At 63.7% G+C, this 19,647-nt stretch carries 15 protein-coding genes and 1 pseudogene; 2 read left to right on the top strand and 14 right to left on the bottom strand.

Going from position 1 to position 19,647, the window contains the following annotated elements; all coding sequences use genetic code 11:
• Positions 1-164 precede the first annotated feature (164 nt).
• On the top strand, positions 165-1,037 hold the full coding sequence (locus F7R11_RS19565) for a LysR family transcriptional regulator (RefSeq protein WP_064808555.1): 873 nt from the start codon (positions 165-167) through the stop codon (positions 1,035-1,037).
• Between the two features lie 106 nt (positions 1,038-1,143).
• Here the strand turns inward: F7R11_RS19565 and F7R11_RS19570 are convergent, their stop codons facing one another.
• From F7R11_RS19570 to F7R11_RS27500, 7 genes and pseudogenes are all read right to left on the bottom strand, one after another.
• On the bottom strand, positions 1,144-1,869 hold the full coding sequence (locus tag F7R11_RS19570; protein WP_064808553.1) for an ABC transporter ATP-binding protein: 726 nt from the start codon (positions 1,867-1,869) through the stop codon (positions 1,144-1,146).
• On the bottom strand, positions 1,866-2,645 hold the full coding sequence (locus tag F7R11_RS19575) for an ABC transporter ATP-binding protein (RefSeq protein WP_064808551.1): 780 nt from the start codon (positions 2,643-2,645) through the stop codon (positions 1,866-1,868). The genes F7R11_RS19570 and F7R11_RS19575 overlap by 4 nt, the downstream gene beginning before the upstream one ends.
• A gap of 10 nt (positions 2,646-2,655) precedes the next feature.
• A complete protein-coding gene (locus tag F7R11_RS19580) occupies positions 2,656-3,552 on the bottom strand; it encodes a branched-chain amino acid ABC transporter permease (RefSeq protein WP_064808550.1) in 897 nt (298 codons plus the stop codon).
• 10 nt (positions 3,553-3,562) lie between these two features.
• On the bottom strand, positions 3,563-4,444 hold the full coding sequence (locus F7R11_RS19585) for a branched-chain amino acid ABC transporter permease (protein WP_064808549.1): 882 nt from the start codon (positions 4,442-4,444) through the stop codon (positions 3,563-3,565).
• A 107-nt stretch (positions 4,445-4,551) separates the two neighbouring features.
• Positions 4,552-5,712: an ABC transporter substrate-binding protein gene (locus F7R11_RS19590; protein ID WP_021193160.1), complete on the bottom strand. Its 1,161-nt coding sequence runs from the start codon at positions 5,710-5,712 to the stop codon at positions 4,552-4,554.
• A gap of 474 nt (positions 5,713-6,186) precedes the next feature.
• Positions 6,187-8,868 carry a sensor domain-containing diguanylate cyclase gene (locus tag F7R11_RS19595; protein WP_064808548.1) on the bottom strand — a complete coding sequence of 894 codons (2,682 nt, stop codon included), beginning with the start codon at positions 8,866-8,868 and terminating at the stop codon, positions 6,187-6,189.
• Positions 8,869-8,978: 110 nt separating this feature from the next.
• A pseudogene (locus F7R11_RS27500) lies at positions 8,979-9,420 on the bottom strand (surface-adhesin E family protein).
• A gap of 127 nt (positions 9,421-9,547) precedes the next feature.
• On the opposite strand from F7R11_RS27500, the gene F7R11_RS19605 reads away from it, so the two are divergent.
• Positions 9,548-10,348 carry a YhfC family intramembrane metalloprotease gene (locus F7R11_RS19605; RefSeq protein ID WP_064808547.1) on the top strand — a complete coding sequence of 267 codons (801 nt, stop codon included), beginning with the start codon at positions 9,548-9,550 and terminating at the stop codon, positions 10,346-10,348.
• A 22-nt stretch (positions 10,349-10,370) separates the two neighbouring features.
• Here F7R11_RS19605 and F7R11_RS19610 read toward each other — a convergent pair whose 3' ends face one another.
• From F7R11_RS19610 to F7R11_RS19640, 7 genes are all read right to left on the bottom strand, one after another.
• Positions 10,371-11,732 (bottom strand): sigma-54-dependent transcriptional regulator, encoded by a 1,362-nt coding sequence (locus F7R11_RS19610; RefSeq protein WP_064808546.1) that lies wholly within the window; start codon positions 11,730-11,732, stop codon positions 10,371-10,373.
• On the bottom strand, positions 11,725-13,644 hold the full coding sequence (locus F7R11_RS19615; protein ID WP_064808545.1) for a sensor histidine kinase: 1,920 nt from the start codon (positions 13,642-13,644) through the stop codon (positions 11,725-11,727). Before F7R11_RS19615 ends, F7R11_RS19610 begins: the two co-directional genes overlap by 8 nt.
• A 7-nt stretch (positions 13,645-13,651) precedes the next feature.
• The gene (locus tag F7R11_RS19620) at positions 13,652-14,992 is read right to left on the bottom strand and encodes an MFS transporter (protein ID WP_064808544.1); all 1,341 of its coding nucleotides are present in this window, start codon (positions 14,990-14,992) and stop codon (positions 13,652-13,654) included.
• Between the two features lie 245 nt (positions 14,993-15,237).
• Entirely contained in the window at positions 15,238-16,185 is a 948-nt protein-coding gene (galU, locus tag F7R11_RS19625; RefSeq protein WP_082932965.1) for a UTP--glucose-1-phosphate uridylyltransferase GalU, read from the bottom strand.
• Between the two features lie 246 nt (positions 16,186-16,431).
• A complete protein-coding gene (locus F7R11_RS19630) occupies positions 16,432-17,268 on the bottom strand; it encodes a hypothetical protein (RefSeq protein WP_064808543.1) in 837 nt (278 codons plus the stop codon).
• A 316-nt stretch (positions 17,269-17,584) separates the two neighbouring features.
• Entirely contained in the window at positions 17,585-18,592 is a 1,008-nt protein-coding gene (locus F7R11_RS19635; RefSeq protein ID WP_064808542.1) for a ParB/RepB/Spo0J family partition protein, read from the bottom strand.
• Positions 18,589-19,257 (bottom strand): AAA family ATPase, encoded by a 669-nt coding sequence (locus F7R11_RS19640; RefSeq protein ID WP_064808541.1) that lies wholly within the window; start codon positions 19,255-19,257, stop codon positions 18,589-18,591. The genes F7R11_RS19635 and F7R11_RS19640 overlap by 4 nt, the downstream gene beginning before the upstream one ends.
• Between the last annotated feature and the right edge of the window lie 390 nt (positions 19,258-19,647).

A 19,647-nucleotide genomic window follows, 5' to 3' on the forward strand; every position in this document is an offset into this window, starting at 1 on the left:
AGTTTTGTGACGGTGTGTACCGTCACCATCACGTTGTGAAACAAGCGTATTCCGTTCAGAATCACCCGGGAATTCGTAAAAATAGACCATCTTCTGTGCAAAAAAGCCCAGATCGACCTAAGCGAACGCTGACGAGCGCCGCGGCGGTCGAACCTTCTTCTTCCTTGCAGTGGGATGACGTGCGCTACTTCCTTGTGTTGGCGCGCGAGGGCAGCCTGTCGGCCGCGGCACGTCGGTTGGCGGTGGAGCACACCACGGTGGCGCGGCGTGCCGATGCACTGGAGCAATCGCTGGGCGTGCGGTTGTTCGACCGCCTGCCGCGCGGCTGGCGCCTGACCACCGAAGGCACCGCACTGGCCGAGCGCGCAGAACGGATGGAGCAGGAGGCCGCCGGCTTCGCCCGCGCAGCGGCGGGTGCAGGTAGCCTGCGCGGGACGGTACGCATCTCAGTGCCGCCCACCATCGCGAGCCACTTCATCGCACCGCACTTGGCCGCGCTGCACCGCCAGTGGCCCGGTATCAGCCTGGTGCTGCTGGGCGAGACGCGCAACGCCAACCTGATGGCGCACGAGGCCGATCTCGCCATCCGGCTGTCGCGCCCCACCGCATCCACGCTGGCCACGCGGCCGCTGGGCGATCTCGGCTACGGCCTGTACGCAACGCCGGAAGTCCTCGCGCAACCTGAAGCAGAGTGGGAGTTCATCGGCTACGACGAGCGCCTGCGCCACGTGCCGCAGCAGCGCTGGCTGGACGCGTACGCGGGCGAGCGCCGCGTAATCCTGCGCTGCAGCGATCTGGCGGCAATCCACCAGGCAGCGCTGGCGGGATTGGGTGTGGCAGCGCTTCCGCACTTCCTCGGCGCGCCCGCAGAAACGGGTACGCTTTTGCGCCGATTGCCGATCGACGACCCCGCGCTGCACCGGGAAATCTGGCTCGCCATTCATCCAGACGTGCGTCGATCACCGCGCGTACGGGCGGTTGCCGATGCACTGATCGCGCTATTCGACGCGCAGCGACACGTTTTGGCGGGGCATTGAACGCACGCAGAAACGGGTACGCTTTTGGGGAAACGCACGCAGAAATGGGTACGCTTTGAGATAAAAAACCGGCGCCAGGAGGTGGCGCCGGTTGTCATTTACGCACTCAACCGCCCAGATAGGCTTCAAGCACGCGCGGATTGCCCAGCAGGTTTTTCCCGCTGTCGGCCAGCACGATCTGACCCGTCTCCAGCACATAGCCGTGCTGCGCAATCTTCAGCGCCTGCCGCACGTTCTGCTCCACCAGGAAGATCGTCAGCCCTTCGGCATTGATGGTGCGCAGGATGCGGAAGATCTCCTGCACGATGATCGGCGCCAGGCCCATCGACGGTTCGTCCAGCAGCAGCACACGCGGGCGAGCCATCAACGCACGACCGATGGCGAGCATCTGCTGCTCGCCGCCCGACAGGTTGCCGGCCAGGCCGTCGATGCGCTCCTTCAAACGCGGGAACAGGTGAAACACACGCTCCAGGTCGGAGGCGATCTGGCTGCGGTCCTTGCGGGTGTACGCGCCCAGCTCCAGGTTCTCGCGCACTGTCATGGTGGTCAGCGTGGCACGCCCCTCCGCCACCTGCACGAGGCCGCGCTGCACGCGCTTGTGGGGCGACCACTGCGAAACGTCTTCGCCCTCGAACAGGATCTGGCCGCGCACCTCGCCCTGCGACTTCGGGATCAACCCCGACAGCGCCAGCAGCGTGGTCGACTTGCCCGCACCGTTAGCGCCGACCAGCGAGGTGATCTCGCCAGTCTTGAGCGCAAAGTCGATGCCCTTGACGGCTGCGATGTGCCCGTACGACACGTCCAGCCCTTTGACTTCCAGCAGCGTCGTCATGCTGCCACCTCACCTTCATCGTCATCATCGCGGCCCAGGTACGCCTCGATGACTTGCGGGTTGTTGCGGATCGCGTCGGGCGGCCCTTCGGCGATGATGCGGCCGAAGTTCAGCACGGCAATGCGCTCGCACAGGCCCATCACGAAGCGCATGTCGTGCTCGATCATGAAGATCGTGTAGCCGCGCGCCTTGATGTTCTCGATCTCGGCCATCAGGTCGACCTTCTCGCCCGTGTTCATGCCGGCGACGGGCTCGTCGAGCAGCAGCAGCTTGGGTTCGGTGGCCAGGGCCCGCGCGAGTTCGAGCTTGCGCTGATCGCCGTACGAGAGGTTGTCGGCAATGTCGTGTGCCTTGTGGTCGAGCTTGACCCACGAGAGCAGCTCCAGCGCGCGGTCGCGCGCGCGGCGCTCGGCAGCGCGGTACTTCGGTAGCGACAGCAGCAACCCCGGTGCGCCGTAATCCAGATGCCGGTGCATACCCACTACCACGTTCTCCAGCAGCGTCATCTCCTTGAAGATGCGGATGTTCTGGAACGTGCGGGCGATGCCCATCTGCGTGATCTGGTGTGGCTTCTTGCCGACGAGGTTGTCGCCGTTGAAAGTCAGCGTGCCACCGGTGGGTGCGAGCAGACCAGTGATCAGGTTGAACACCGTCGTCTTGCCCGCGCCGTTCGGGCCGATCAAACCGAAGATGCTGCCTTGGGGCACCTCGATGTTGACGTCCTGCAGCACCGACAGGCCGCCAAAGCGCTTGGAAATGGATGCGAGTTTGAGCATGGTGGCCTCCTCAGTGCGATTCGTTGGAAGCCGCAGCGCTAGGCATGGTGCCGCCGCGCTTGATGCCAAACCAGCGCGCAAAACGCGCCGGGTCCCAGATGCCCTTGGGCAGGAACAACACGATCACCATCAGGATCACGCCGTTGACGACCAGGCGGAAATCCTTGAACGCGCGCAGCAGCTCGGGCAACAACGAGAGGATCAAAGAGCCCAGCACCGGGCCGGTCAGGCCGTTGGTACCGCCCAGGATCGTCATCGTGAGGATTTCCACACCGCGGTCGAAGCCGAATTCGTTCGGGCCAATGAAGAACGTCAGGTGCGCGTTCAATGCACCCGCCAGGCCGGCGATGGCCGCACCCAGCACGAATGCCAGCAGCTTGGTACCCGCCACGTTGATGCCCATCAGGCCGGCAGCGGTTTCGTCTTCCTTGATGGCCTCGAATGCGCGGCCCACTTTCGAGCGGCGCATGCGCGCCAGCACGAACAGCGTCAGCAACACGGCCAGCGCCACGTGCCACCACTGCGTGAGCTGCGGAATGCCGTTCAGGCCCAGCGCGCCGCCGGTCCAGTCCTCGGTGTTCAGGATCAGCACGCGCACCACTTCACCGAAGCCCAGTGTGGCCATGGCGAGGTACACGCCCGACAGCCGCAGCACCGGCACACCGATGACGAGCGCCACCACAGCCGGTGCCGCCATACCGCCAGCCAGCGCCACCGAAAACGGCATCTCGGCATTCATCGTCAACAACGACGCGGTGTACGCGCCGATGCCCATGAAGGCCGCATTCGCCATCGCCAGCAAGCCACACGACAGCGTCAGATAGATGGACAGCGCCAGCAGCGCATTGATGCCGAGCGTCAGCACCAGGTTGCTGTAGACCGACCAGAAGTTGTCGAACCATTCCATGTCGGTCTCCTTATGCCTTGCGTTCCAGCACCTTGCCGAACAGCCCTTGCGGCCGCACCAGCAGGATCAGGAACAGCAGACCGAACGCCACCGCATCGCGCATGGTCGAGCCGATGTAGGCCACCGACAGCACCTCCGCAAAGCCGAGGAACAGCCCGCCCAGCATCGCGCCGCGAATATCGCCCAGACCACCCAGGATGATGACCGCGATGCCCTTGTGCAGCATCGGCTGGCCCATCAGCGGGAACACGGCGTTGGAGTACAGGCCGATCAGCACGCCCGACAACCCGCCCAGCGCCGCCGCGGCAAACGAGGTCAGCAAGAAGAGCCCCTCCACGTTGATACCGAGCAGCGCCGCCGCCTTGGGCGACTCCGCAATCGCGCGCAACGCACGGCCGAGCTGCGTGCGCTTGAGCAGCAACATGAGCGCCGCCATCAGCACGAACGACAGCACGATGATGCTCAGCTCCAGCGGCGTGAGGTGAATGCCGCCCAGGTCCAGCGAGGCATCCGACACGAGCCCGGACGGAAAGCGCATGTTCTCCGCGCCGAACACGCCCTGCATGGCGTTGTTGATGGCGATGCCCGCACCAATGGTCGCGATCATCGGGATCAGGTGAGGCGCGTTGCGGCGGCGCAGCGGGCGCAGCAGCAGCACATCGATGATGAGCCCGGCCACGCCGCTCACGACAAAGCCGACGGCCAGGGCCGCCCACAGCGGCAGTTCAAAATGGTTCACGACCTGCAGCGCCGCATAGGCACCGAGCATGAAGACCGCGCCGTGCGACAGGTTGATCACGCCCAGGATGCCGAAAACCAGCGTGAATCCCAGGGCAAACAACGCATACACGCAGCCGAGCGACAGCGCATTGACGAGTTGCTGTTCCAGCATGATGAGTCAGATGAAGGTGTGACCGAGGTTGTCCCCCAAGCCACAAAAAAGCGATGGGGCGTAGGTTTAGCTACGCCCCGCGTTTTGGTCTCAAAGCTGACCGGAAATTACTTCTCGATCGTGTACTTGCCGTTCTTGGTCACGCTAACGATCGGCGTCTGCACAGCGTCGTAGCCGGCCGGCTTGCCGCGTGCCGTGACCTGGCGGAACGCAAACGCGCCGGTTGCACCGGTGTGCTTGACTGCCGGAAGTGCATCGCGGATGGCCTTGCGATCGGCTTCCAGGTTGCCGCTGAACTTGACCGCCTTCAGTGCCTTGGATGCGATGTACAGGGCGTCATACGCCTGCGCTGCAAACTGGTCCGGCGCAGCCTTGTACTTGGACGTGTAGGCGGTGATGAACTTGCTGTTCTCGGCCGTGTGGTTCTCGATCGACCACGGGCTGCCCACCCACAGGTTGTCGGACTTGTCCTTGGCCAGGTCGAACACCTTGACCGAGTTCATGCCGTTGCCGCCGATGAAGGGCACGTTCAGACCGAGCTGGCGCGCCTGCACCATGATCGGACCACCTTCGGCAATCAGTGCCGACAGCACGATCGCATCCGGGTTCGTCGCCTTGATCTTGGTGAGCTGGGCCTTGAAGTCCACGTCGCCCTTGGCGAAGGTTTCGGTGGTCGTCACCGGAATCTTCAGGTCTTCCAGCGCCTTCTTGAAGTTGTCGTAGCCGCTCTTGGTGAAGACGTCGTCATTGCCGTACAGCACGGCAACCTTCTTCACGCCGGCCTTCTTCACCACGGTCTGGATGGTGGCCGGCAGCACGTCGGCTTCGGTCACGGAGTTGCGGAAAACGTAGTCACCAATGCTGGTGATGCCGTCTGCCGTGTTGGAGGTGCCAAACGCCACCGTCTTGGCAGCCTGTGCAATCGGGTCAGCCGCCTGGGCCGAGTTGGACAGCGTGGGGCCAAACACCATCGCCACCTTGTCCTGGAAGATCAGCTTCTTGAAGACATTGATGGCCTCTTCCTTCTTGCCCTGCTCGTCTTCGATCACCAGTGCGATCTTGCTGCCATTGATGCCACCGGCGGCGTTGATCTCGTCAGCCGCCAGCTGGAAGCCGTTGCGGATGGCCACGCCGTACTGGGCTGCACCGCCCGACAGTGCTTCGGCCACGCCGATCTTGATGTCCTGGGCTGCCGATGCCGCGCCCGTTGCGATTGCCGCCCCCGCAGCCACTGCCGTCAACAGCAGCCGTTTGATCATTTTTTGCATGCGAACCTGCTCCTTTTTGTCCGTCGCGATTGCCGATGGCAATTTTCGGTCTTTAAGAGTGCGCTGGCCCAACACCGTCGCTCCCCGCATGCGCCCTGCATCGCGTCCGGTCGCGTGTCTGTCCGGCTCATTGGCAAAGTTCGCGCCACGAAAACAAAAGCAACGTTGGCGAAACAGCGGAAGACCTGCCGTGCGAGCGATGCCGGATCAGGCACGCGCGCATCGAAGTGCGTCGGAGTGTGAAGCGAAGGCGCCATGGGTACAGCGCTCTTGTGCAACGCGCCGGGGTGGCCGGCGCGCGCAGTCAGTCGCGGGACTTTACCGGAAAGCGTACGACCGTGCGATAGGGGATTGTCCGCCGCCCGGCCTGGGGGGCGGATGTTGCGGTGCAATATTGCCTGCGCACAGCACCAGATCGCCATCGAGCGTACCCATTTCTGCGTAGCGTGCACACTGCCGTGCGGCACCGCAAAATCAGCCGGCAGAAAGCTCGTCGGCACTCACGAACAGGCCCTTGCCACGCGACTTGGCTTCGTACAGCGCCTCATCGGCGGCTTCGAAGACCGCGCTCTGGGCAAGCGTGCGGCTGTCGAAGCCGGCCAGGCCGATACTGGTGCCGATCTGCACGGTGATCTCGCCCAGGCGAAACGGCTTGTTGCACGCAGCAAGGACAGTGCGTGCGACGGTCTTGGCGTCTTCTGGCTGCGAGAGCTGCTCCAGCACGACAGCAAACTCATCGCCGCCAAAGCGGGCCACACCATCGTAAGGCCGCACGGCGCGAGCCAGGCGCTGCGCGAAGGCGCGCAGCAGCGCATCGCCCACGGAGTGACCATGCGTGTCATTGACAGCCTTGAAGCCGTCCAGATCGAGCAGCAGCAACGCACCCACGGTATCGGTCACGCGTGCCTGGTCCAGCGCGGCAAGCAGGCGCTCGTCAAAGCCGGCGCGGTTGAGCAGGCCGGTCAGGTGGTCGGTGGTAGTGAGCGCGCGCAAGCGCAGCTCCTGCTTTTTGCGCTCGGTGATGTCGAGCGTGACAGCATGCACGCCAGCCACGTGCCCCTGCGCATCGAACTGCGGCAGGTAGCTGATCTCTTCACAGCGGTACAGGTCGCGGCCGCGGTACTCGCGTTCGAAGACGATGGTCTCGCCGGCCAGCGCGCGCCGCAGGGCGTCACGCAGGATGCGGTAACCATCCTCGCCCACCACCTCGCGCACGGTCTGCCCCAGCATGGTCGCGGCAGGCCGTCCGTAGGCCTTCTCGAAAGCGGCATTCAGGAAGCGGAAACGCTCATCCGTGTCGACAAAGGACACCAGCGCGGGCAGCGCATCCGTCACCGTCTGGAGTGTTTCGCGGCTGCGCTGCAGTTCTTCCTTGGCGGCCTTGTCCCGCGTGATGTCGCGCATGATGGACGAGAAGTGTTCCATCCGGCCGCCCGGGTTGCGGTGCGCGATGATCATGTGGTTGATCGGTACGACCTCGCCGGTGACGCGGCGCACGGTGGTCTCGCCAATCCACACGCCGTCGCGCGCTGCGGCGGGTACGGCCACTTCACGCAGCCAGTCCATCGTCTCGGGCGGATAGAAATCTCCCACGGTGAGCGCGCGCACGTCAGCATCCAAAGGAATACCCGCAAAACGCCGACCAGCCGGGTTGATGTAGGTAACGTTGCCCAGCAGGTCAGTCTGCGCGACGAAGTCGGTGGTGGAATCGAGAATCTTGGTCAGCACGCGCGAGGCCTGCTCAGCGCGGGCACGCTCGGTGATGTCTTCCATCGCGCCGACATGACCAACCACTTCGCCATCCACACGCACAGGCGCAGTGTTGACCACAAGCAGACGCTCGCCAACGCCCGGCACGATCACGCGCTGCTCAGCGCTATAGCCCGTACCGTGCGCGACGGCATCGCGCCAGCCCGCCTCCCTGGCGTCCCGGTCGTTCGGGTGCAGACGGGCCAGCCACACATCGGCCAACGCCTCTTCATGTGTGGCACCGAGCAGCTGGCGATACGCCTCGTTGGCGTAGACCGTGCGGCCAGCGGCATCGGTACGGAACAGGCCCATCGGCGAGGCGTCGTTCACGGCTTCCAGCTCGGCACGCTGGCGGGTCACCTCGCTCATCAGCTTGTGGAACGCGTTGGAAACCGCTTCGATTTCCACCGAGGCACCGGGCAACTCCAGCGGCTGTGCGTCACGCAAGTCGGTGTGCGAGAGCTGCGTCATGGCGGCATGCAGGCGGCCCAGCGGGCGCAACAGCCATAGCATCGCCGCCCACACCGACACGCCGATCAGCGCTGCCAGCAACACGAGTGACCAGCGAAAGCGCTGGCGCATGATGAAGAGCTGACGGTTGGCCTCGGCGCCGGGCAATACGGCGCCCAGCGTCCAACCGGTGGCGATGATGTCCTGCGTGGTGACGACGTCGCCGCCGGGCTCGGGCAGCGCAGCCGGATCACTGCGGAACGCCGCCGCAATGGCCGGATCGGCATCAAGCGGTGCGAGCATCTTGTCGGCATCGGGGTGCACGATGTAGACGGGGTGCTCCCCGCGCGCGATCAGGTAGACGTGGCCAGTCTGGCCGACGCGCATATCGCGCAAGTCCCCCAGGAAGTTTGGCTTGAGCAGGTATAGCGCCGCGCCGATCAGCCCGACGAGGCGGCCGTCCTGGTCGTGCACAGGTGCGGCCAGGATGACGATGGGCTCACCGCCCACGCGGTTGCGCAGCGGTGCGGAAATGGTCGACTGGCCGACCACCATGACCTGCTTGAAGTAATCCCGATCAGAGATGTCGATGCCGATCACGCCTTCGCGGTATGGCGAAGTTGCGGTGACCTTGCCATCAGCAGACGCCAGGAACACGCCGTCGAACAGGCCGCTGGTGGGCAGAATGGACTCGAAGAAATGGGTACGCTGTTCCGGCGTATCGAACCGCACCGTGTGCATCTGCTGTGCGGTGCGCTCCAGCACGCCCAGGTAGGTGTCGAGCCGTTGCTTGAGGTCTTCGGCGGATTCCCGCACCAGCGCGGTCTGCTGCGCCTTGATCTGCGCCATCAACTCGCGGCGGATTGGCTCGCGCTGCGACCAGCCGAACAGGCTCACCACCGTCACGCTGATGACGGTCGCCATGATGGCCGCCTGCGACTTCAAGGTGAGTTTCATCGGACAGGAACAGTAGCCAGCCAACAGTGATAGGGAGCACTCACCATAGTGCTATGCCCGCAGGCTGCTGTCGAGTTGCCAGCGTGCCGGCGGCGCACGCACGCAACGGTCTAGCGACGCGCGCAGACGTAAGCGGCTGAGCGCGCCGCCAGCGTGCCCGGCCGGATGCGCATCCAGTGCGCGCCGGTAGCGTTGCCGGTGTCGAGCGTGGCGCCGCCAGGGTCGCGCACCACGTAGTCGACCAGACGGATGCGCTGGCGACGGCAGTCGATCTCCTGGCGCGAGAGGATCACCGTACCCGGCCGATAGCGCGTGCCATAGGCACGGCGCTCCCCCCCGCTTGAGCACGGTGCGGGCCAAAAAGGTCTTGTGGCCGATGTGGTTCGAGCGCAGCGAAGTGCGGTCGATCGAGGCCGCCACCGACGTCGTCGTCAGGTACTCGTGCCAGCGCGCCGCCCGAGCGGGCGCCGCCATGCCGATGACACCGATGCCCACGCCACACACCCAGATCCACCGCCACATCATGCGTTTCACGACCGTCTGCCCTGCCAGGAAGCGCGGCACCTGCTGCCGCCCGCAGACATTGTAACAATCGCGCCATCTGGGGCCGATGAAGGCGCACGAGGGCGTGGCCCGGCCCTCAGGTAGCATGCGGGCAACCTGATCTGCGTCATCCGCCATGCCAACCGTTCCACTTGCCACCCTTGCCGCCCACGCCTTTGCTGCCCTGCTGATCGCCTGCGTGCCGATTAGCGCGTGGCTCTGGCTGCGCCGGCGCTTTGACCTGGCGTGGCGCGACATCTTCGTGGGTGCGGCGGTGTTTGGCGTATTTGCGCTGGTGCTGGAGCGCCTGCTGCATGTCTATCTGCTGCAGCTCAATCCCGTGACGGCGCATTGGCTGCGCACACCCGCACTGTTCGTCATCTACGGCGCACTGATGGCGGGGCTGTTCGAAGAGGTTGGCCGCTGGCTGGGTCTGCGCTTTCTCACGCGCAAGCCCGGTGATGCGGCCACTCCCGTCGCCTACGCGCTCGGACACGCCGGCATCGAGGCGTGGCTGGTCGGCACGGCATCCCAAGCGCAGATGGTCATGTTCGGCATCGCCGCCAACCGGGGGGATCTGGACACGCGCCTGGCGGCCAGTGGCGCTGAATCCATGATCGGCGCGATCCACGCCATGCTGACGCAGCTCTCACCGTGGCTGGCTGCGGGTGCTGCGGTGGAACGCATCGCGGCGATGCTGATCCAGTTCACCTTGACGCTAGTGGTCTGGTACGCGGTGCGGCAGCGACGTTTTGCGATGGTCGTGCTGGCGATTCTGCTGCACGCGCTGGCCGACCTGCCCGCCGCGCTGTACCAGGTGCACGTGCTGCCGCTGGCGGTAACGGAAGCCGTGTATGCCGTCGTGGCCGTACTGCTGGCAGCCACATGCTGGCCGCCGCAGGGCGGCAGGAAGGTAGGCGAATCGTCGCTGCGTTAGGTCGCTGCGTTAGGTCACTGCGCTAGTTGGATCGGAAGCGATCCGGCTCGATGCCGTGCCGATTGAGCTTGTCGTACAGCGTCTTGCGCGGCACAGCCAGCAGATCGGCCGCGCGGGCGACGTTGCCTTCGGTGGCACGCAGCGCCTCTTCAATGGTGGTGCGCTCCACCGCCATCATGCGGCCGGCCAGTGAGTGCTGGCTCGCCTCCGTTGCGACGAGGCCATCGTCCAGACCCAGGCAGAAGCGCTCGGCCACGTTCTTGAGTTCGCGCACGTTGCCGGGCCAATCGTGGTGTTGCCAGCGCATCATGTCCTGCGCGGACCAATCCGGCGCAGCCCGGTCGTAGCGCACGCCGGCCTGCTGCAGAAAGTGGGCCATCAGCAGCGGGATGTCCTCGGCGCGCTGACGCAGCGGCGGCAGCGCAATCGATACAACGTTCAGGCGGTAGTACAAGTCCGCGCGAAACGCACTGCGATCCGACGCCTCCTTCAGATCCACCTTGGCCGCGGCCACCACGCGGCAATCGACCGGCACGCTCGCGTTGCTGCCCAGCCGCTCGATGCTGCGCTCCTGCAGGGCACGCAGCAGCTTCGCCTGCAAGGCCAGCGGCATCGATTCGATCTCGTCCAGAAACAGCGTGCCGCCGTTGGCGTATTCCATCTTGCCGATGCGGCGACGGTTGGCACCGGTGAAGGCGCCCGACTCGTGGCCGAACATCTCGCTCTCGAACACGGATTCGGGCAGTGCCGCGCAATTGAGCGCGACGAACGGACCGCGCCGCCGGCTGCCCTCGTGAATGGCGCGAGCGAGCACTTCCTTACCCGAGCCGGTCTCACCGGTGACGAGGATGTCGGCGTCGGTCGGTGCCAGCGCGGTGACGAGCCGGCGCACGTTCTGCATGGCCGGGCTCTGGCCGATCAGTGGGTACGCCTGCCGGCCCTGTAACGCCTCACGCAGTCGGAGGTTTTCGGAAGTGAGCCTGCGCTTTTCCAGCGCGCGCCGTACCACGTCGACCAGGCGCTCGGAGTGAAACGGCTTCTCCATGAAGTCGTACGCACCAGCACGCATGGCGGCCACAGCCATCGTCACATCGCCATGACCGGTGATGAGGATGACGGGCAACTGGCGGTCGTGCTGCAGCATCTCGCGCAGTACGGCCAGGCCGTCGCGGCCGGGCAGGCGCACGTCGGTCACGACCACGGCAGGCGTTTGCGTCGCGAGCGCAGCCAGCGCGCTTTCCGCATCGGCAAACGACTGCACCGGCACGTCCGCCAGCGTGAGCGCTTGCTCGCAGCCCAGGCGCACCACGTCGTCGTCTTCGATCAGGAAGACAGGTGCGTGATCGATGGGGGAAGACAGATCAGGAGAGACGTTTTCAGGCATGCGGTTTTACGACACGTTCCAGCTCGATGACGAATTCTGCGCCGCCAGCGCCGTCGTCGGCATTCTGGCCCACGAGCCGCCCGCCGAAATCTTCGATGATGGCCAGTGAGATTGCCAACCCGAGCCCAAGGCCCAGGCCGTCGTCCTTGGTGGTGAAAAAGGGCTCGAACAGGCGCGGCAGTACGTCGGGGGGGATGCCCGGGCCAAAGTCGCGCACGGTGATGCGTACCCAATTCTCGATGGGTTCAACGCGCACATGCACGGCGGCGGATTCGGGTTGCGAGGTCTCGGCCATCGCATCAATGGCGTTGCGGATGAGGTTGACGAGCACCTGCTCCAGCCGCACGGCGTTAGCCCAGACAGCCAGGTCGGGCGGCACCGGCGGGGCCGTCACCGTCACACCCACCTGGCGGCGGCGCGTTTCCACCAGCATCAGCGCCTGGCGGATGGTCTCGTCCACCGACACTGCAGCGCGCGCCTCATCCCCACGCGCGCCCTTGCGCGAGAACGCCTTGATGTGCGAAACGATGCGGCCCATGCGCTCGGCAAGCTGGCTGATGTGCGTAAGGTTGCCGCGCACCTCGTCGATACGGCCGCGCTCGGCCAGTTGATTGGCGTTATCGGACAGCGTAGTCAGCGCGGTAAGCGGTTGATTGAGTTCGTGCGTGATGCCGGCGGCCATCTGGCCGAGCACCGCGAGCTTGCCGGCCTGCACGGCAGCGTCGCGCGTTTCGCGCAGGATGCGCTGTGCGGCGTCGAGTGCCTCGACCTTGCTGGCGAGTGCGGTGTTGGCGGAGGTCAGCTCAGCCGTGCGCTGGGCAATGCGCGCTTCCAGGTCGCGTTGGACTTCGCGCAGGGCAGCGCGTGCGCGGCGTTGCTCTTCGCGGCGGCGGGTACGCAGGCGCAGCGCAACGAACACGGAGAAGACCAATGCCATCGCAAACGCAGCACTGGCACCGGCCACCAGGGCGGTGCGTTGCTCGTCGCGCGGGTCAATCAGCACGGCAACCTGCCAGCCAAGCAGGCCCACGGGCCGGTACTGCACGCGCAGTGTCGACGCCGATTTTCCGGGCAGCGCAACGCGTACGGTCTGGGGCGGTTGGTCCGCAGAAAAGGGTACGCCCCCGGCTTGGGTGTCGAGTGGCGTGAGGGAATGCGGCGCATATTGGCGCGTCGCGTCGAGGGCAGTTTGCTGTTCGGGGCTCAACGTGCCGAGTGTGCGGTACTTCCATTCAGGCACAGACGACAGAAAGATGACGCCGTGGCGATCCACCAGCAGCACCGTGTCGCCGCTGCGCGAAAGCGATGCCTCGAAGGCATCCAGGTTGACCTTCACGACCACCACGCCGATCGGCTTGGCGTCTTCGCGTACTGGGGCAGCCACAAAATAGCCGGTCTCGCCGGTGGTGTTGCCTACACCGTAGAAGCGGCCCAAGCCCTCGCGCATGGCCTCGGCAAAGTACGGGCGAAACGCGTAGTTCTGGCCGACGAAGGAAGTCGGCAGATCCCAGTTGCTGGCCGCAATCGTGAGGCCCGTCGTATTGATCAGGTGAGCGGCGGCCAGATCTGTAGCCGCCTGGACTTCTTTCAGATAGGCATTGGCGGCACGACGCATGGTGGCGTCCCCCGCCTGCGCGTCTTGCAGCAGCGCAACGTGCAGTACGTGCTCCAGCGCAGCCAGCCGCGGCAACGATTCATAGCGCGCCAGCGTGCTGCGCAGGTTCTGCGCGTAGTAGGTGGTGCGCTGGCCGGCTTCTTCAGCGCGCGTGGCAACGTAGCGTTGCAGGGCGATGGCGTAGGCGCCCCACCCTGCCGCCGCGCAGCACGCGGCCATCGCCAGCGCAACGGCCAGCCGCCAGCCGCGCCCGCGTGCGGGGTGGGCAAGGTCGGCGTGACCGTCGGGTTGGGTCATGAATGCATCAGTGTTCGATTCGCGAGTGCTTGCGAGTATCGCGCATGAACACGTACACCATCAGCGAAATGAAGATCGTGCCCGTCACATACCAGTAGAACAGCGACTCGTGGCCGGCCTGCTTGAGCCACAGCGCGATGTACTCGGCCGTGCCGCCAAAGATCGACACCGTGAGCGCATACGGCAGACCCACGCCCAGCGCACGCACTTCCGCCGGGAACAGCTCGGCCTTCACCACCGCGTTGATCGACGTGTAGCCCGAAACGATCACCAGCGCGGCCATGATCAGGAAGAAGGCCGTCCACACGTTGGTGGTCTGGCTGATGCCGGTCATGATGGGCACCGTGAAGAGCGTACCCAGCACGCCGAACGAGATGAGGATCGGACGACGGCCAATGCGGTCAGACAATCCGCCCACGATCGGCTGCAGAATCGCGAACAGCAGCAGCGTGGCGCCGGACACCAGCGTGGCCTGGTCCTTCGACAGGCCGACCGTGTTGGCCAGGAACTTCTGCATGTAGATCGAGTACGTGTAGAACGCGACCGTGCCGCCCAGCGTCAGGCCCACGACGGTAGCCACCGCACGCGGATGCTTGGCGAGTTCGGCCAGCGTGCCGCGCTTCTTGTTGTCCTTCGCAGCGGTGAACGACTGCGTCTCTTCCATGTGCGAGCGCATGCGCATCGCAATCAGCGCACACAGCGCGCCGATGAAGAACGGAATGCGCCAGCCCCATGCCTCCAGTTGCTCATGCGTGAGCACGAACTGCTGCAGCACGATCAGCAACGCCAGCGCCACCAGTTGCCCAGCGATGAGCGTGACGTACTGGAAGCTGGAGAAGAAGCCGCGGTTTTCCTTGTTGGCGACTTCGCTCAAGTAGGTGGCGGACGTACCGTACTCCCCGCCCACCGACAGGCCCTGCAGCAGGCGCGCCAGCACCAGCAGCACCGGTGCCGCAACGCCGATGGTCGCGTAGCTCGGCGTGAGCGCAATGATGAGCGAGCCCATGCACATCAGCACCACCGAGAAGAACAGCGCGCGCTTGCGGCCGTAGCGATCAGCGTAGATGCCCATCAGCCAGCCGCCCACCGGGCGAGCCAGAAAGCCGACGGCAAACACCGCAGCGGTATTCAGCAACTGCGCGGTCTGGTCACCTTTGGGGAAGAACGACTTGGCAAAGTACAGCGCAAACGCCGAGTACACATACCAGTCGTACCACTCGACCAGATTGCCGACCGAGCCGGAGAAAATGGAACGCAGACGGCGACGCACATCTGCGGGGGTGTCTTTAGTGGGGGTGTCCGTCGGCGCGAGGGTGCCCGGAACCGCGCCAGCCTGGGGCTGCGTCATGGTGTCTCCTTGGAGCGTTGCGGCGGTGCTGTCGAAGCCCGCCGGTTAATAGGTGGTCGCTCTTACTCAAGAAGCATTCCATGCGGAAGGCAGGCACAGCGATCCGCCGCAAACGCCTTTGGGGCAAGGCTTTGCGGGAGATCGCCGGATCAACGAGGACAAGGAAAGTGTGCGGTTTTCCAGAATCGGCCACGCAGGCTGTGCGAAAACCCGCACGGTCGACCAAGGGCAATCGTTACGGAACGTCAGGCGGCCACGCCCAACGGGATGGTGTCGCGCACCAGCGGGTCTACTTCATCCACCGTTTCCTGCGCAGGTTGCAGATCCATGCGCGCGGCCAGATAGGCCGCAAAGTCAGCACGCACTTCCGGATGGCGCAGCGCAAACTCTACCGTGGCCTGTAGGTAGCCGAGCTTGCTGCCGCAGTCGAAGCGCTGGCCGCGATAGCGATACGCCAGGACCTGCTCTTCAGCGAGCAAGCTCTGGATGGCATCGGTCAACTGCAGTTCACCGCCTGCCCCGGGCTTCAGGCTACGCAGATGATCGAAGATGCGCGGCGTGAGGATGTAGCGCCCAACGACACCCAGGTTGGACGGCGCCTTCTCCGGCGCGGGCTTCTCGACAATACCGTCGAGCCTGACCAGGCGGTCATCCCATTCACGGCCCGCCACCACACCGTACGAACGTGTCGCCTGCGGCGCAATCGTCTCCACGCCAACGATCGAGCAGCGATAGTGGTCGTACAGCTCAGTCATCTGCTGCATGACGGGCGGCTGGTGGTCCAGCAGATCGTCCGCCAGGATCACGGCAAAGGGTTCGTCGCGTACCAGTTTCTGCGCGCTCAGTACCGCGTGGCCCAGCCCCAGCGTTTCAGGCTGGCGCACATAGAAACACGCGACGCCGGGCGGCTTGATCGACTGCACCATCTCCAGCAGCGCGTGCTTGTTCTTGACCGCTAACTCTGATTCCAGCTCGTACGCCTTGTCAAAGTGGTCTTCAATCGCGCGTTTGGCGCGGCCGGTGATGAAGATCATCTCCGTAATACCCGCAGCTGCCGCCTCTTCCACCGCATATTGAATCAACGGTTTATCGACAATCGGCAACATCTCTTTCGGGCTGGCCTTGGTGGCGGGCAGAAAGCGCGTACCGAGCCCCGCCACGGGAAACACGGCCTTGGTGATCTTCTCGTTCATGACAACTCCATCGGTGAGACGTAGCGTCACGAGCAAGTCATATGCCTACGGCTCAGCCCTTTAGCGGAGCGGGATGGTCAGTTCACGAGCGCATTCGAGCGCTATCCGGCGCGCCTTTCCTACAACCGATTGCAAGTCGGCCGAGCCAACTTTCAGCGCCGAAAGTTGAAAAGCGTACCCAATTCTGCGAGACCACTGACACCCGTTTGCGGCGCAGCAGGCCAGTAAGTACACGCCAACAGCGCATCAGGAAGATGGCTTGACCCAGCCGCGCGAGACCGGCGCGGCGCGTTCGGGCGCGCGGCGATAGGCGTCGATCTGAGTACGCAGTTGCGTCACCTCTGCTTCCAGCGTGCGGATGCGCTGGCGCAGCTGATCAGCTTCGTTTTGCGTCTGTTGGCGCACCGCGTCGTTCTGCAGGCGCAGGAAGCGCTCGGTGCCGGCCAGCGCGCTGGCTGCGCCTTCCAGCCGCGTGACGGTCTCAAAAGTCTGCTCCAGGCGCTCAAGCGTTTCGTCCGTCAGCTTGGGCGGGGTAGCCGGTGCCGTCGCCAGCGCCTCGCCAAGGCGCCGCTCCAGATCCGCCATTGCCGCCTGCAGTTGTCGGTTGCGCGCGGCTTCGTGCTCCAGCGCACGTTCGGCCACCTCGGCGCGGATGCGCGCCTCCATCCACTCGGCACCGGCGCCCGGTGCACCGATTGCACGTGATGCCACCCGATCACGCTCTTCGCGGGCGGAGTGGCCGGTTAGCGCCTGGGGCGTACCCGTTTCTGCGTGCGTCCACGGGATCGGCCACGGCGATACGGCGTCAGCAGCAGGGCCTGCAGACGTGTCACCGCGGCCTCGCGCACGATCCACCGCCTTCTGCAGCGTTGTATTGCTTGGCCGGCGTTGTACGCCAGCTTCAGCTAACCACTGAGCATATCGGCGTGCGCCATATACGCGGCGTGTCACAACGTGAATCGCCTCAATCACCTCATCGAGGAATACCGCGTTGTCATGCGGGAAGGCGACATCCAGACGCTGGATCGCATCAACGATCTGCGATTGCTGTTCGGGCGAGAAATGGAGACCGGGTCTGGCCATAATTGATGGTTCTGATGTCCATACAGTATACATCAAGGGTTAAAAACATCAATATCTGCATTTAACAAGTCATTATTTATATAACAGATTTTTATAGTTGTAGCGGCGTTATCATGCCAAGGACAGTCGAAAGAGCCTTCGGAATGCGTTTGCGGAAGCGCTTTCAGCGGTGCAGTGCGTCTTGCTGAACCATTGCGCATGCGGGCTTCGGGGGCGCAGAAATGGGTACGCCCTCCCCTCTTGGGAATCGGCGTGCTGGCGAATGGGCAAAAAAAAAAGCGCCCCAAGGGGCGCTTCTGATGATCTGAGGCGGTGGTTACAGCAGTGCGATATCCAAGCCGAAGCGACTTTTCAGCGCTTCCACCAGGGACTCGCGAGAAGCCCGATCTTCCAGCTTCACATCCAACATGACGCGGCCGGAATCCCATTCCTTGATTGTGCCGAGAAGATCACCTTCGCTGCTGCGAATCTTGTACTGGCGGCTGACTTCCTTGACCTTCCGGGTACGCCCTTCCTGGGCCACTTTTCGGATCTGCTCAACATCGCGGCTGGACAGACCTTCTTCCAGTACCCGATGCACCAGCTCGCGTGTGCGCTCCTCTCCAGCGCTCTTGAAGTACAACGTCAACTCGTAGCCGGTCGCAATCCCGATCCCCGCAGGGCGTTCCTTCATAACGTCGAGCACGGTTTCCGGCAGCTTCAGCAGAGCCAGGGTCTTGTTGACCGTACCGGCTGACACACCAGTAATCTCACAAATATCTTCTTCTTTTTTAACTTTTCCTTCGTCCAGTAACTGCCGCCAGGCGATGGCATTGTCGAGGACCGACTGCCCTGAACGTTGCTCGTTCAGCACAAACGACAATCGGTAAAAGTCGATATCCGACAGGCCATCCTCAATGAAGCAGTCCATCTCGGCCTTGCCCGCGGCGGCCAGTGCCCGCTTGCGGTAGTGGCCATCGATCAGGACATACCAGCCAGGCCTAGCAGGATCGGGGGCCGCCAAGCCAGGCGTCTGCTGGCCGTGCGTGGCAATCGAAGCCGCCCGTTCCTGCACGATCTGCGGATCGTAGATACGCCGGGCGTTGAGCGGGTTTTCCTGCAGGCGCTCCAGCGGGACCTTGATGACGCGGCGCTCAGAAGTATTCGCGGGCGCCGGACTTTCAGCGCTGAAAGCGGGGGCCGCCGGCTGCCCAAGCAGGCCGCGCGGATGCGAGGTGATGGCCTGCTCAGCCAACGCAAACCGATCAACCGGAGTCGCTTTGGTTTTCTCTGCCGCGATACCTGCCAGCATCCCATCCTTGAGCGATTTCAACTTCGCGCTCATGCGCGTTCCTCCTGCAACAACTGCAACACCTCGTCGACCAAGATGTCGATCTCATTGACTGCATCTCTCGCACCTTGTACGCCGTGTACCGTCGCACCGATTGCCTGGCACTCCCGGAATGCCGAGCGAGAGCCAATCATGGAATTCATTAATGGGATATCACCATCGTCACCAAGAATTTCAATTGCTTGCTTGGCGAGCGATACCCGTCGCTGAACCATGTTGGCCAACACGCGAATCCGCAGTGTTTCGTTAGTCACCTGCGCCTGCTGCGCGAGCGCCTTGGCAGCAACTGCGGCCCAGAGATCTGGCGGTGAGGGTACGACTGGAATCAAGGCGATGTCGGAAATCAACAACGCACTGGACGAGGAGGGAGAATGCACTGCTGGCGGACAATCGACCACGATGTAGTCGTAGTCACCGACAAACTTGCGAACTTCCCGATGCATCGCACCGCCCGACGGGGCAAGGCCGATCACCGAAGCGGGGAACGGCTTTTCATCTGACGCCTGTGCAGCCCACCGGGTAGCCGTACCCTGTTCATCCATGTCGACCAGCAGCGTCTTACTGCCGCGCAGGCCAAGGGTTCCAGCGATGTGCATGCTGACCGTCGTCTTGCCGCACCCGCCCTTCTGATTAAATACCGTTACGATCTTGGCGCTCACTGGTCCTCCACTTTCAGCGCTGAAAGTCAGTAGCGCCCATCTTAGGGAAGAGATTGCGAAAACACAAGATCAATAAAATTTAATTTATATAAATAGAGAAACGCGCGCCGCTAGATGCAAGCGGAGTTCAATCCACTTAAATTGAGATGTAAATGCCGTCTTCAGCGCATAACGTTCTGCGTTTGCCCCGGTACTTGCGCACTTTCTAGGTGTTTACCAGTGCGTGCGGAAAAGCGACATTGCGCAGAAATGCCGGCCATCGACACTGTGCCCCAAACTGGTTATGATGCTTAGACAGTCGTCTGAAGACTTTGTCTACGCAGGATTCGGAATCAGCCGGACTCTTCGTGCGATGTCCGGATCGGCTGGATGACTTGTATTTTTTGTTTT

The sequence above is a fragment of the Ralstonia insidiosa genome, assembly GCF_008801405.1.
GTDB classification, from domain to species: Bacteria; Pseudomonadota; Gammaproteobacteria; order Burkholderiales; family Burkholderiaceae; genus Ralstonia; species Ralstonia insidiosa.

Bases quoted from the DNA above. Each gene is read 5' to 3' on its own strand.
- F7R11_RS19570 (WP_064808553.1), bottom strand. From the start codon at position 1,869: ATGACGACGCTGCTGGAAGTCAAAGGGCTGGACGTGTCGTACGGGCAC.
- F7R11_RS19575 (WP_064808551.1), bottom strand. From the start codon at position 2,645: ATGCTCAAACTCGCATCCATTTCCAAGCGCTTTGGCGGCCTGTCGGTG.
- F7R11_RS19580 (WP_064808550.1), bottom strand. From the start codon at position 3,552: ATGGAATGGTTCGACAACTTCTGGTCGGTCTACAGCAACCTGGTGCTG.
- F7R11_RS19585 (WP_064808549.1), bottom strand. From the start codon at position 4,444: ATGCTGGAACAGCAACTCGTCAATGCGCTGTCGCTCGGCTGCGTGTAT.
- F7R11_RS19590 (WP_021193160.1), bottom strand. From the start codon at position 5,712: ATGCAAAAAATGATCAAACGGCTGCTGTTGACGGCAGTGGCTGCGGGG.
- F7R11_RS19595 (WP_064808548.1), bottom strand. From the start codon at position 8,868: ATGAAACTCACCTTGAAGTCGCAGGCGGCCATCATGGCGACCGTCATC.
- F7R11_RS19605 (WP_064808547.1), top strand. From the start codon at position 9,548: ATGCCAACCGTTCCACTTGCCACCCTTGCCGCCCACGCCTTTGCTGCC.
- F7R11_RS19610 (WP_064808546.1), bottom strand. From the start codon at position 11,732: ATGCCTGAAAACGTCTCTCCTGATCTGTCTTCCCCCATCGATCACGCA.
- F7R11_RS19615 (WP_064808545.1), bottom strand. From the start codon at position 13,644: ATGACCCAACCCGACGGTCACGCCGACCTTGCCCACCCCGCACGCGGG.
- F7R11_RS19620 (WP_064808544.1), bottom strand. From the start codon at position 14,992: ATGACGCAGCCCCAGGCTGGCGCGGTTCCGGGCACCCTCGCGCCGACG.
- galU (WP_082932965.1), bottom strand. From the start codon at position 16,185: ATGAACGAGAAGATCACCAAGGCCGTGTTTCCCGTGGCGGGGCTCGGT.
- F7R11_RS19630 (WP_064808543.1), bottom strand. From the start codon at position 17,268: ATGGCCAGACCCGGTCTCCATTTCTCGCCCGAACAGCAATCGCAGATC.
- F7R11_RS19635 (WP_064808542.1), bottom strand. From the start codon at position 18,592: ATGAGCGCGAAGTTGAAATCGCTCAAGGATGGGATGCTGGCAGGTATC.